Annotated in this window: 11 protein-coding genes; 10 read left to right on the top strand and 1 reads right to left on the bottom strand. The window is 70.0% G+C overall.

The features are described from left to right. The 8 genes from QZX93_RS17015 (at position 1) to QZX93_RS16980 (ending at position 7183) form a co-directional block, all read left to right on the top strand. A complete protein-coding gene (locus QZX93_RS17015; protein WP_295392527.1) occupies positions 1-501 on the top strand; it encodes a hydrogenase maturation protease in 501 nt (166 codons plus the stop codon). Positions 502-655: 154 nt separating this feature from the next. Beyond that, positions 656-1090: a toll/interleukin-1 receptor domain-containing protein gene (locus tag QZX93_RS17010; protein WP_295392526.1), complete on the top strand. Its 435-nt coding sequence runs from the start codon at positions 656-658 to the stop codon at positions 1088-1090. Next, on the top strand, positions 1008-1376 hold the full coding sequence (locus QZX93_RS17005) for a hypothetical protein (protein WP_295392525.1): 369 nt from the start codon (positions 1008-1010) through the stop codon (positions 1374-1376). Before QZX93_RS17010 ends, QZX93_RS17005 begins: the two co-directional genes overlap by 83 nt. Positions 1377-1400: 24 nt before the next feature. Then, a complete protein-coding gene (locus QZX93_RS17000) occupies positions 1401-3095 on the top strand; it encodes a hypothetical protein (RefSeq protein ID WP_295392523.1) in 1695 nt (564 codons plus the stop codon). 74 nt (positions 3096-3169) lie between these two features. Then, entirely contained in the window at positions 3170-3436 is a 267-nt protein-coding gene (locus QZX93_RS16995) for an antitoxin MazE family protein (protein ID WP_295392521.1), read from the top strand. Beyond that, positions 3433-4752 (top strand): O-antigen ligase family protein, encoded by a 1320-nt coding sequence (locus tag QZX93_RS16990; RefSeq protein ID WP_295392520.1) that lies wholly within the window; start codon positions 3433-3435, stop codon positions 4750-4752. The genes QZX93_RS16995 and QZX93_RS16990 overlap by 4 nt, the downstream gene beginning before the upstream one ends. Positions 4753-4904: 152 nt before the next feature. Continuing rightward, the gene (locus QZX93_RS16985; protein ID WP_295392518.1) at positions 4905-6035 is read left to right on the top strand and encodes a glycosyltransferase; all 1131 of its coding nucleotides are present in this window, start codon (positions 4905-4907) and stop codon (positions 6033-6035) included. A 2-nt stretch (positions 6036-6037) separates the two neighbouring features. Then, entirely contained in the window at positions 6038-7183 is a 1146-nt protein-coding gene (locus QZX93_RS16980; protein WP_295392515.1) for a glycosyltransferase, read from the top strand. Positions 7184-7253: 70 nt separating this feature from the next. Here the strand turns inward: QZX93_RS16980 and QZX93_RS16975 are convergent, their stop codons facing one another. Beyond that, entirely contained in the window at positions 7254-7538 is a 285-nt protein-coding gene (locus QZX93_RS16975) for a helix-turn-helix transcriptional regulator (protein WP_295392513.1), read from the bottom strand. A 543-nt stretch (positions 7539-8081) separates the two neighbouring features. Here QZX93_RS16975 and QZX93_RS16970 point away from each other — a divergent pair. Further along, positions 8082-11195, top strand: a complete 3114-nt coding sequence (locus QZX93_RS16970) for a mechanosensitive ion channel domain-containing protein (protein ID WP_295392510.1) — start codon at positions 8082-8084, stop codon at positions 11193-11195. Beyond that, positions 11192-12553 carry an exodeoxyribonuclease VII large subunit gene (gene xseA / locus QZX93_RS16965; protein ID WP_295392507.1) on the top strand — a complete coding sequence of 454 codons (1362 nt, stop codon included), beginning with the start codon at positions 11192-11194 and terminating at the stop codon, positions 12551-12553. The genes QZX93_RS16970 and xseA overlap by 4 nt, the downstream gene beginning before the upstream one ends. The last annotated feature ends 131 nt before the right edge of the window (positions 12554-12684 follow it).

Genomic DNA, 12684 nt, shown 5'->3' with positions numbered 1-12684 from the left:
ATGACCAACCCCAAGACCCTGATCATCGGCTATGGCAGCCCCATCCGCGGCGACGACGCCATCGGCCCGCTGGCGGCCGACGCCTTAGATGCCGGCCCCCTGCCCGAAGGGGTCACCGTCATGTCCCGCCACATCCTCACCGCCGAACTCACGGAGGACATCGCCGCCGCCGACCGGGTGATCTTTCTCGACGCCACCGTGGAGGGCACACCGGGCGAGGTGCGGGTCCGCCGCCTGATGCCCGACGCCAGCGCCCACTCCAGCATGGCCCACTTTCTGGACCCCCGCGAGGTCCTCGCCTGGTGCCAGACACTCTACCAGCGCGAACCCGCCGCCTTTCTGGTCTCCGCCGCCGGGCAGTCGTTCGACTATGCCAACTATGCCTTGAGCCCCGCTGCGGCCGCCACCCTGGCCCCCATGATCGAGCGGGTACGCGCGCTACTCGCCGAGCCGCTGCCCGCGGGGGCCGCTACGCGGACCGGCAACCTCGCTCCGCGGTAGGTGGCCGGAAACATGATCCCGGGCACCCGTCGGGCGCGCCGCCCGTAGGAGCGGCGCCCCGCCGCGACGCAGCCTTGCCGACGACCGAGGGGCTGGGCTGAGGTACCTTGAGTCGTTACCAAGGAACGCAAGAATCGGCCGGGGGCCGCCAGCCATGACCGGGACACCGCGGGTCTTCATCAGCTACAGCCACGACTCGGACGCACACCGGGCGCGCGTCCTGGCACTCTCCGAACGCCTGCGCCGCGACGGCATCCCGACCGACCTGGACCGTTACGTCAACGGCACCCCGCCCGATGGCTGGCCGCGCTGGATGCTCGACCGGCTGGATGCGGCAGACCGGGTGCTGCTCTGCTGCACCCCGACCTACTACCGCCGCTTCCGCGGACACGAGGACCCGACCAAGGGCAAAGGGGTCGACTGGGAAGGGGCCATCGTCACCCAGGCGATCTACGACGCCCACAGCCGCACCGCCCGTTACATCCCGGTCCTGTTCGACCCAGCGGATGAGCCCTGCATCCCCGAACCGGTGCGCGGCCGGACCTTACTACTGCCTGAATTCGGAGCCGGGCTACCAGGCGCTGTATGACGCGCTGCTCGATCAGGCCGGCATCGAGCCCGGCCCGATCGGCGAACCCAAACGCCGCCCGCGCCCGCAGGGCGAGCCACTGACCTTCGACGACCCGCCGCCTCCCCAGGCGGCGCAACCCGCCGCGCCCCGCCCCGCCTCCCCCGCCGCCCGCCTCTGGGCCGAGAAGCTCGAATTCCTGCGCGAACAAGAGGCGATCTGCTCGGACCCGGCCCAGCGCTTCACGCTCAAGCAGCAGATCGCGGAGGCCGCGGCCAAGCTCGCCGAACTGAGCCAAGGGGCCTGACCCCCGGCCCCCGAGGTACACCCCATGTCGCTCATCCGCCTCCCCGACGACCGCCAAGGACTGCTGCCCATCGCTGGCACCGACGACCCCGGGCGCACCCTGGACCTGGTCTTCATCCACGGTCTGGGCGGCGACGCCTTCACCTCTTGGATGGCGGACCCGCAGCGCATCGAGACCTTCTGGCCCTACTGGCTGGCGCAGGACCGGCCACACGTCGGGATCTGGACCCTGGGCTATGCGGCCGAGCCGTCCGGCTGGCAGGCGCAGTCCATGCCGCTCGCGGACCGCGGCACCCAGGTGCTGGACCTGCTGGCAAGCGCGGGGCTGGGCGAGCGCCTGCTGGTCTTCATCACCCACAGCATGGGCGGTATCGTCGCCAAGCAACTCCTGCGGTACGCCGATGGATTGGGCATCCCACGCTGGGAGCGCATCGCCCGTGAGACCCGCGGCATCGCCTTCATCGCCACCCCCCACACCGGGGCCAACCTGGCCAACTTCGGCCAGCTCGCCAGCGCCGTGTTCCGCACCAACGAGCAGGTGCAGGAACTCGCCGCCCACGACGCCCGCCTGCGCGACCTGCACCACTGGTTCTGCGGCTTCTACACCGAGCACCGGCTGATCTGCCGCACCTGGTGCGAACGCCGCGAGGTCCGCCCCGAGCTCCCCTGGCTCGGCATCAGGCTGCCCAAGGGCATCGTCGTGGTGGACGCGACCAGCGCGGAGCCCAACCTCCCCGGCGAGGTGGCGGTGCCGCTGGACGAGGACCACCTCTCCATCTGCAAACCGGCGGCGCGCGGCACGCAGCTTTACCAGTCAATGCTGCGCTGGCTGGAAGAGTGCGAGGCGGCGGCCGCGGCAGTGCTCAGCATCACGCGCACCACACGGGGAATGCCGCCGGCGGACGACTGGCCCGGCGCCTCAGCCATCGAGCCCGCCGTGGACTTCTCACACAGGCCAACGAAACTCTTCGAAGTCCGCGGCGGGCTCTTGGATGATCCCGGCAGAGACTTCTGGGAGATGGTCTCGGAGATGATGATTGACCATAAGGATGAGAGGCGCACGAAGGCATACTCGGAAGCAGGACTCGTTGAATTCGAGGCATCCGAGGACACGACCACCCTGTCCGAGGAGGCCATTCGGCTCGACGTCGCCGCCCCTGCCGGCGCCATCGTCAATGAGCCCTTCGACCTGGCCGTCACCGTCCGTCAACCCGCTGCCGCGCCGGTGCCGATCGACGACCTGCCCAATGTCGCCTCGGCCCCGGGCAAGGTCTACCGCCCCGGCAATGAGGCAGTGATCCGTTACCGCATCGAGGTGAGCGGTCCAGCCGGCTGCTCGGTGACACCGACCCAATACACCATTTTGCTCAAGCGTCGCGAAAATGCCGACCCGAGATTTTTCCGCGTCACCTTCCAGCGCGATGGTACACATACCCTGTTCGTCAACGCCTACCAGGAAGACGAGGCCCTGGCCGCGCAGACACGCAGCCGGATCGCGGTCAGTATTGGCGTTCAAGCGGGTGGTGCGCCAACGAGCGCCCCGGTCGCCGCCGCCCCACCCAGCGCAGCGGACTCCGCGGCCTTGGCACTGTGGCGGGAGAAGCTCGAATTCTTCCTGGAGCAGGAGGCCCTGACCGCCGACCCGGCGCAGAAATTCCAGCTAAACAAGGCTATCAAGGAGTGTCGGGCCAAGATCGGCGAGCTGGGGGGTATACCCTGACACCGGACGCGCTGGCGCTTTGGCGGAAGCGGCTCGAGCTACACTGTGCCGATACTAAACGAGGGCCTACCCCCGTGAGATCGACCCACGGCCATCCACAACAGGGGCGCGCGTATCGCGACCGGCTCAAGGCGCGCGGCCTGCGCCCAGTCTTGCTGTGGGTCCCGGATACCCGGCGACCGGAGTTCGCCGAGGCCGTCAAGCAACAGCTTGCCCTCGTGGAGGCTGATGCCGACGACCGGGAAACGCTGGCGTTTATCGAGACCGCCACTGACTGGGCGGGCAGACCCCCGCCGACGGCCGCGCCGCCGATTGCCCCCACCAAGAGCCGCCAAGCATGACCCTGAGGAGCGCCATCCTGACCCGCCAGCCCGCCATCGCCCGCGGCCTGCTCCTGATCTTTGCCTTCACCGCCTGGTCGCTCACCGGGCCGGCGATGATCGCGCTGGTGCTGCTGACCCTGCTCTTTCTCACCGAGGTCCCCGCGCACCGGCGGCAACTGGGCCGTGAGCCGGCCATGCTGCTCGCCCTGGGCGTGCTGATCGTCACCGCGCTGCTCGCGGTGCGTGCCGCCTGGCTCTTTCCGGCCATTGCGTCGGCGCAGTGGCAGGGCGCCTGGGCCTGGACGGCGCCCTTCCTGTTCGTGGTCCCCGCCTGGTGGCTGAGACGCGACCCGGAGCAGGTCTGGCCGGTGCTGGGCGCGGCGGCCCTGGGCCTGGCCTTCGGCATCCTGCACAAGAGCGACTGGTCGCTGACCAACCAGATGTTACACGGGCTGCGCTACGACTTCGGCTTTGCCAACCTGGGGTTGGCCTTCATCGCCTCGGTGGCGCTGGTGGGGATGGTCCTGCTCCGCGCCCGAATCGCCGGCGTGCGTATCGCCGGGCGGCCCCGGCCCTGGCTCGGCTGGACGCTCTGGGTCCTGGGGCTCGCTGGCCTGCTGTTCGTCCTGGTGGTGACCCAATCCCGGGGGGCGGCGGTGGGGCTAGCGATTGCCGGGATGCTCTATGCCGTCATCCTGCGACGCGAGCAACGCCGCCACGGCGGACGCTCCGCACGCCAGGCGCGCCTGGCCCTCACCGCCGCGCTCCTGCTGATGGTCCTGGCCGGGAGCCTACTGTGGGCGACCCGGGGCCGTCAAATGCTGGACCTGCGCGCACTGACGGTCGGCAGCCAGCACGCCTTGAGCTATGACGACAGCGCCTCCATCGGCATCCGGCTCAATCTGGCGCAACTGGGGCTACAGGTCTTCGCCACCCGCCCGCTCCTGGGTTTTGGGCCCGGGACCAGCACCACCGAGTTCCTGGTGCCGCAGCGGGTGGTGGCGGTCTCCGACTACCAACTGGCCAATGCCCCGCGGGCCTCGCACCTGCACAGTGTGTTGATCGAGACCCTGACCCGCTTCGGCCTGGTCGGTGTGCTCATCGCCGCCCTGCTGTTGGCGATACTCGTGCGCGCCTATCGCACCCTCTGGTCCGACCCCCGGGCGGCGCCGGAACTACGGGTCTTTCTGACCCTGGCCGGGGTCATGCTGCCGCTCTACTGTCTCTATGACTTCCGCCTGGTGAACTTGGATCTGCGCTTTTTCTGCATCCTGTTTTTGGGCATACTCTACAGCTTGCAACTGGCTCGTCTGGACGACCCAAGAAAGGCGTAAGTCTCACGCCAAGGCGCAAGCTCGCCAAGGTTACTTGGTACGCTATCGACGTTGGGCGACGCACCGGGCGGATGCTGTGGATAGCGCAGACGCCCGATGCTTTGTCTTGGCGCCTTGGCCCCTTGGCGTAAACCATTCAAGGATCTAGAATCATGATTGCCCCCCCCCGCCTGGCGATCTATTGCGGCCCCTTCGACGGCGGCAGCACCGCCAAGATCGCCGCCCGGCTGGCCAACGGTTTCGTCAACCGCGGGGTCCAAGCCGACCTGCTGGTGACCGCCTCGCGCGACCCCATCCCGGAGACCACCGACCCGCGGGTGCGGGTCGTCCCCATGGGGCGCATGGGGCCATTGACCAGGGTGCCGGCCATGGCCCTGTATCTGCGCGGCCGGCGCCCCACCGCGGTCCTCACCCATCGCATCCGCGAGGACGTATTCACCCTCAAGGCGGCGCGTCTGGCGCGCGCCGAGGAGGGGCCAAGCACCGCGGTCTATGTCACCGTACACGGGCGCATGAGCGTCAAGCTCGATCATCTCAAGGGCTGGAAGGGCCGGCGCCGGCGCGCCGAGGTCCTCAACTGGTATCGCCGCAACCGCGGGATCGTCGCCATCTCACAGGACACCGCGCAGGACCTGCTCGGACTCCTGGGCGAGGACGCCGCGGTAACGACCATCCCCAACCCCATCGTCACACCGCAGATGCTGGAGCTGGCGCAGGCCCCCATCGATCACCCCTGGTTCGGCGATACCGGCATCCCGGTGCTGGTCTTCGCCGGCCGACTGGAGATCGAGAAGGACCTGCCCACCCTGCTGCGCGCCTTCGCCCAACTGCGGGCGCAACGCGACTGCCGGCTCCTGATCATCGGCGACGGGCGACTGCGCCCGGCGGTCGAGGCGCAGCGCGCCGCCCTGGGCCTCACTCAGTCGGTTGAAATCCCGGGCTGGGCGCCCAATCCATACCCTTATCTGCGCCAGGCGAGCCTGGTGGTGCTATCGTCCATCTGGGACGCACTGCCGACGGTGCTCATCGAGTCGCTGGCGCTCGGCACGCCGGTGGTCAGCACCGAGTGCGGGGCCGGCCCGCGGGAGATCCTGGACGGCGGGCGGTTCGGCCCCCTGGTGCCGCCCGGGGATGTGGCGGCCCTGGCCGACGCCATGGCCCGCACCCTGGCCAATCCGCTGCCGGCCGCCACCCTGCGCCAGGGCGGCGAGCGCTATGAGGCGCAGCGCAATGCCGATCTGTATCTGGAACTGATGCTGGGGCAGACACACTGCCAGGGGTAATCATGGGCGTTGAGCACATCGCGCTGGTGGTGAGCGATTTCGAGGACGGCGGGGTCGAACGCAACCTCACCAACCTGGCCCGGGGGCTCGCCCGGCTGGGGGTGGCGACCTCGCTGCTGGTCGGCGACCCGGACCATGCCTATCTGCAAGACCTGGAACCCGGGCTGCGGGTGCTGCGGGTCACCGAGCCCCGCACCCAATACTTGAGCGACTTCATGCGGCGGGAGCGCCCGGGCTGGCTGGTGACCGGCAAGCTCGCGGACGACCTGGCCGCGCTGGCGGCCCGATCCGCACTCCCGCCCGCCGCCGGGGGAGCCACCCGCCTGGTGGCCGCGGTCGGCACCCTGATGTCCGGGCGCTTCGCGACCTACCGTTGGAACCTCTGGAAGACCTGGCGGGAGACCGGCGAGATCCACGCCTGCTACCACCGGTTGCACGGGATCACCGCCGTCTCGCAGGCGGTGGCCGAGGACCTGGCGCAGGTCTTCGGGGTCACTCAAGTACCGATCGCCGTGCTCAACAACCCCATCCTCCCGGACGATCTGGCGGACCTGGCCGCCGCCCCCTGCCCACACCCCTGGCTGGCGCAACCCAAGGGTGGCGACCGGCCCCCGGTCATCATCGCCCTGGGCGGACTGCGCAAGGTCAAAGACTTCGCCACCCTGCTGCGCGCCTTTGCCGCGGTGGACCGGCCGAGCGCGCGGCTCTTGATCATCGGCGAGGGCAAGGAGCGCCACCGCTTGAGCGGTCTGGCCCGGCGGCTCGGCATCGCCGGCCGCGTCCACCTGGCCGGCTTCATCGCCAACCCCTTCCCGTATCTCGCCCGCGCCGACCTGCTGGCACTCTCCTCGCGCCGCGAGGGCCTGCCCAATGCACTGGTGGAGGCCATGGCCTTGGGCATCCCGGTGGTCGCCACCGACTGCACCGGCGGCGTGCGCGACCTGCTCCAGGACGGGCGGCTCGGCGCCCTGGTGCCGGTCGGCGACATGACGGCCCTGGCCGGCGCGCTCGATTCCAGCCTCCACCAACTGAGCATCGACGCACTGGACCGCACGGCCCTGCCCCAGGCGGCCGAGCCCTATCGCCTGATCCCGGCCGCCCGCACCTACCTGGAGTTCTTCCGCTCACTACCGGCACCGGGCGGCTAGCCGCGAGTCCTGGGAGCGCCGACCGCCGGTCGGCGAGTGCCGCGGAACAGCCGCGGCCGATGGCGACCGGTTAGCTCACGAACAGTTCAACCCGGCGACCGGTGCGCGCGGTGAGGCGCACCAGCATGTCCAGGCTGAACTTGTCATGCTTGCCGCGGACCAGGTCCGATACCCGGGATTGCGCCACCCCAAGGTGCGCGGCGGCCTGGGCCTGGGTCCAACCCCGCTCGCTCACGGTCTCGCGCAAGCGCGCCATGAGTTCCGCGCGCAGCGCCAGGATGGCGGCCTCATCGGGTGGAAAGCCCAGGTCTGAAAAGACGTTGCCGCTCGATTCAATGATCGGTTCCGCGCCCATGGTTCACCTCGCGATCTGTTGGTAACGACGTGCCGCCAAGTCGAGGCTTGAAATCGGACGGCATGAGGCCGCGTTGGACGACATCCAGCTCGAAGCCAGCACTACGGCGCGCCTCGGTGGGGAAATCACAGAGATCGTCGCGGCTCGACCCGATGAAGCGTAGGCGTTTCATGAGTCACAGTATATAGGTACTTAGATTGGGTTGGCGACCACGCTGGGATCTCACGCTGGGATCTCGTTGGTCTGGTCGCAACGGACCAGTCACCGGCCCAACAGCGCCTACATCACGAGACTGCGGCGTTAACGCGACGGCATCCTTGATGTGGACCAGTTGAAAGGGATTGTTTGAAATCCTTGAGGATCGCCAGGACCTCCGGCGTTCCGAGGGCCGGGTTCATTGTCGGCGCAAATGTCCAACGGTAGCCCTCGGTGGCGCCCTGAAACACCGCAGACGGTGGGTTTCGCTACGCTCAACGCCTCCGACGGGATTAAGATGCGCCGACTGGCCGCCCCTCACCACACCCTGACCACACGGAGTCGCCCATGCCCACTTGGCACAGGCCGATCCAACCGCGCCCTGGCCCGCAGCCGCGCCGCGCCCGGCACTGGCCGCTCCTGTGGGCGCTCCTGTGGTCCTTGACCCTGGCGCACGCGGCCGGCGAGCCAATCCCGCCACTCCAGGACATCAGCGACCAGACCGCCCAACTGGTGCAGGTGACCGCGGAGCTGACGGCGGCGGCGGCCCTGAGGGAGGCGGACGCGCAGCACCTGGCCGCCCAACTCGCCCGGGAGGAGGAAACCCTGCGCGCCCGGGAGATCACCCCGGACATGCTGCGCACGGCGCGCCTGCGGCTGGATATCACCCGCGAACGCATCGATACCCTGACGGGCCAGGCCGCCCATCAGCGCGCGGCCCTCGCCCGGCTGCAACAGGGCACCCTGGCCCTGGCCCAGGTCCCCATCCCCAACCCCGACCCCGATTTGGTCCAAGTGCGGCGGTCGGCGGCCCTGCGTCTGCTGCACGAGAAGGCGGACGCCGTACAGGGGCTGGTGGACGCACTGGAGCGGCTGACCGCAGCCAACACCCGCCTGCGGATCCTGGGTGGACAGCGGCTGCGGCTGCTCCAGGCACGGGTCCGCCTGGACGCGCTCGGCGACCTGGCAGACGCCGGGCTAGGCCGCGCGGGACCCTGGTCCGACCCACCCACCCGCACACTGGAGCGGGTCATCACCGAGTCGTTGCGCGCGGGCGCCCAACTGTCCGAAGAGGCGGCGGCCATCGCCGGGGCGGACGCGGACAGCAGCGCGCGGCGCGAGCTCATGGAGACCCGCATTCAGCACCTGGCGGTGCAGGCCGATCTGGCCCAGAACGACCTGGAGCTGCTCGGCATCCGCCGCCGCCTGGATGGGCTGATGGCGCTGCGCGAGGACCCGTCGATGCCGGTCGCCGTGCTCCGGGCGGCCGCGGATCGACTGGGGCAGTTGACCGCCCAACTGCGGGAATATCCGAGCGAGCTGGCGGGCGAGCGCCGGATGCTGACACCCCCGCCGCCGCGGGCCAACGACACCGCAGCGGCGGCTGACCCGCTGGCACCGCCCGCGGACCTGGCGGCGGCGATCACCCGCCAGGGCCACGAGGTCGAGGACCTGATCCAGCGTACCGCGGCGGAACGCGCCCGCTTTTACGCCGCGGCGGCACAGGTCTACGCGGCCTCGCTGACCGATCGCGAGCCCTTCCCGGTCACCGCCGGGGAGTGGCAGCGGATCGGCCACGGGGCGGCTGGGCTGCCGCGGCTCCTGATGCGTGAGCTCGCGGTCGTGTGGCAGGATCTGGCAAGCGCCACTAGCGCGCGGCGCCCGGCGCAGTGGCCGGGCGTGATCGCCGGCGCAGCGCTGCTGGCGGTAGCGACCGTCGCGGCGCCGCTGCTGCTGCGCCGACGCCTGGTCGACCCGGACCCCGGCCGCCGGGTGGCCGCCCCGGCCGGCGCACTGGCCGCCGCCCTGCCCCGCGCGGCTCCCGCCGCACTCTGGGCCTGGGTCGGCTGGCGGCTCGGCCTGCCGCTTTACGAGTTGATCCCCGTCCTGCTGCTGCTCGGGATCTGGCCGACCAGCGTCTTCGTACTCACCCTTGCCCGCGCCGCACTGTTTGGCCCGGACCCGGCACGCGTGCCCTCCGCGGCGCGCCTGGCGTTCTACCGGCGGCTGCGCTGGGGCCTGGTGCTCTCCGCCCTGGTGGCCGCGCTCTATCTGCTGACCCGCTCATTGCCGGTCTCGCCCTTGCTGGGCGACGTGCTGGACCGTCTGGCGATGGTCGGGGTGCTGCTGCTCGCGGTGCCAGCCTTCGGACTACGCGGCCTGATCCGACACCTGGCCGAACATCGGCAAACCGCTGTGACGCCGCCGGCGGACACGGGACCGATCCGGCGCCGCGCCTGGCTCCTGGGCGAGGTGTCCAGGCTCATCGCGCTGGCCATGGTCGTGGCGGGCGTACTCGGCCTCCTGGGCTATGCCAATCTGGCCTGGGCGATCACCAGCCGGTTGGGCTGGCTGGCCCTGCAAGCGACCCTGCTCTATCTCGTCGTCGGTAGCCTGGGCGATCTGCGGGACCATGCCGCGGCACGCATCGAGGGCGAACTCGGCGACTTCTGGCGGCGACATTTCCTGTTCCCAGCCTACGAGTTGGCGATCCTGCTGGCCTGGCTGATCGCGGGCTGGGGGCTGTTGCAGCTCTGGGGTTGGGACGCCGACACCCCGCCGATCCGCGCCCTGCTCAACTGGGCCGAGCGCCCACTGATCGCGGCCGGCAACCTGCATCTGATCCCAGTTGACCTGGTCCTCTCGGTGCTGCTGGTGGCCGCGGCGCTCGCGACCGGGGCCTGGGTGAAGCGGGTGAGCTTCCAACTCGCCTTTGGCCGAGTGCAGGACCGCGGGCTGCGCCAGGCACTCGCCACGCTCAGTCAGTATGTGGTGATGGTCTGCGGAGTGCTGCTGGCGCTGAGGGTGTCCGGGCTGGATCTGACCACCCTGCTGGTCTTCACCGCCAGCCTAGGGGTGGGGATCGGGTTCGGGCTCCAGAACATCGTCAACAATTTTATCTCCGGTGTACTGCTGCTGGTCGAACGCCCGCTGCGGGTGGGCGACATCGTCACCGTCGGCGGGCACGAGGGAGAGGTGACCCGCATCGGCATACGGTCGCTGACGGTCCGCACCTTCGACAAGCAGGAGGTCTTCATCCCCAACGGGACCGTCATCAGCGGGGACTTTACCAACTGGACACGCACCGATGACATTCTGCGCACGGTGCTGACGGTCGGGATCAGCTACCAGGACGACCCGGATCGGGCCATCGCGCTGGTGCGCGAACAACTGGCAGGCTACGCACCGGTGCTGCGTCAGCCCGCCCCGCAGGTCAGTCTGTGGGAGTTTGGCGACTCGGCCGTCGTGTTGCGGGTGGAATATTGTGTACACTACCTGGGGGATGTGGGGCGCACGGCGGTTCGCTCGGAGGTCAACCGGCGGATCTGGTATGGCTTCCAGGCGGCGGGCATCAGCATTCCATTCCCCCAGCGGGATCTCCATGTGCGGATGGTCCCCGCCCCACTCCCGGAGGCGATCCCCAAGCCGCTTCCCGCCACCGCACCGAGTAACATCCCATGAGACCCGATCCACTCGACCTGGCCCTGGACTTTACCCGTGATATCTATAGCGTGGCCCGCCTGGCAAGCGAGGCGCGCGCGGTCCTGGACGGCAGCTTTCCATCCATCTGGGTGCGCGGCGAGATCTCCAACCTGGCCCTGCCGGCCTCCGGGCACTGCTATTTCACCCTCAAGGACGAGGCCGCCCAGGTCCGGTGTGCCATGTTCCGGGCCAAGCGCCTGCTGCTCGCCTTCAAACCGCAGAACGGCCAGCAGGTGCTGGTGCGGGCACGGGTGACGCTCTATGAGGCGCGCAGTGAATTCCAACTGGTGGTGGAGCACATGGAGCCGGGCGGTGAGGGGGCCTTGCGCTTGGAGCTTACGCGGCTCAAACGCCGGCTCGCCGCCGAGGGTCTGTTCGCACCGTCCGCCAAGCGCCCACTGCCGACCTTCCCGCGTCAGGTGGGGCTGATCACCTCCCCGACCGGGGCGGCGGTCCATGACCTGCTGACGGTCTTGGGCCGGCGCTGCCCGGGTCTGCCGGTGTTGATCTACCCGGCCCAGGTCCAGGGCGCCACCGCGCCGGCCTCGTTGATCGCGGCCTTGCAAATCGCCAACACGCGCGCCGAGTGCGACGTGCTGATCCTGGCCCGTGGCGGCGGCTCATTGGAGGATCTCAACGCCTTCAACGACGAGTCGCTGGCCCGCGCCATCCGCGCCTCCCGCATCCCGGTGGTGAGCGGGGTCGGCCATGAGATCGACACCACCATCGCCGACCTGGCGGCCGACTGCCGCGGGGCGACCCCCTCCGCGGCCGCGGAGCTGGTGGCCCCCGCGGCCGAACACCTCGGGCAGCGGGTGACCGCACTGAGTGCGCGGCTGCGTCACCTGGAGGAACGGCTGATCGAAGGCGCCGGTCTGCGCCTGACCGCGGTCCTGCGTCACCTGACCCTGCTGCACCCCGCCGCGCGTCTGGAGCAACGCGCGCAACACCTGGACGAATTGGAGCGGCGTCTGCGCCAGGCCATGGACCAGCGCCTGCGCAGCGTCCGGGCGCAGTTGGAGCCGCGCGCCATCCGCCTGACGGCCGCCTCCCCGGCGCGGCGACTGGGGCTGGCCACCGCCGCCTTGGGCGGGCTGTGGCAGCGCCTGCACTGGGCGCAATCCCACGCCCTGGCGCAACGCAATGAGCGCCTGGTCCGGGCAGTCGCCGGCCTGGACGGCCGCAGCCCGCTCGCCACCCTGGCCCGCGGCTATGCCATCGTGACCCGGCTACCCGACGGCGAGATCCTCCGCCACCCGAACCAGGCGCCGCCCGGCACCCGGATTGCGGCGCGGCTGGCCGACGGGTTGGTCGAGGCGCGGGTGGAGTCAAACTGAAGCGCACGGAACAACGGTAGGCCGCCGCGGCCGGTCGACCCGCTCGCACCGACCGTTGCCCTCACCCCGACGCCCGGTCCGACCCGCTATTTGACGTTGTGGGTGTGAAGGTCGCGGTGACGCTCCGCGAC

This window comes from uncultured Thiodictyon sp., assembly GCF_903946935.1.
Classification (GTDB): domain Bacteria; phylum Pseudomonadota; class Gammaproteobacteria; order Chromatiales; family Chromatiaceae; genus Thiodictyon.
The sequence above is the reverse complement of the archived record's forward strand: the minus strand, read 5'-3'. Positions and strand labels throughout refer to the sequence as shown.

Bases quoted from the DNA above. Each gene is read 5' to 3' on its own strand.
- QZX93_RS16970 (WP_295392510.1), top strand. From the start codon at position 8,082: ATGCCCACTTGGCACAGGCCGATCCAACCGCGCCCTGGCCCGCAGCCG.
- QZX93_RS17015 (WP_295392527.1), top strand. From the start codon at position 1: ATGACCAACCCCAAGACCCTGATCATCGGCTATGGCAGCCCCATCCGC.
- QZX93_RS16980 (WP_295392515.1), top strand. From the start codon at position 6,038: ATGGGCGTTGAGCACATCGCGCTGGTGGTGAGCGATTTCGAGGACGGC.
- QZX93_RS17000 (WP_295392523.1), top strand. From the start codon at position 1,401: ATGTCGCTCATCCGCCTCCCCGACGACCGCCAAGGACTGCTGCCCATC.
- QZX93_RS17005 (WP_295392525.1), top strand. From the start codon at position 1,008: ATGAGCCCTGCATCCCCGAACCGGTGCGCGGCCGGACCTTACTACTGC.
- QZX93_RS16990 (WP_295392520.1), top strand. From the start codon at position 3,433: ATGACCCTGAGGAGCGCCATCCTGACCCGCCAGCCCGCCATCGCCCGC.
- QZX93_RS16975 (WP_295392513.1), bottom strand. From the start codon at position 7,538: ATGGGCGCGGAACCGATCATTGAATCGAGCGGCAACGTCTTTTCAGAC.
- QZX93_RS17010 (WP_295392526.1), top strand. From the start codon at position 656: ATGACCGGGACACCGCGGGTCTTCATCAGCTACAGCCACGACTCGGAC.
- QZX93_RS16985 (WP_295392518.1), top strand. From the start codon at position 4,905: ATGATTGCCCCCCCCCGCCTGGCGATCTATTGCGGCCCCTTCGACGGC.
- xseA (WP_295392507.1), top strand. From the start codon at position 11,192: ATGAGACCCGATCCACTCGACCTGGCCCTGGACTTTACCCGTGATATC.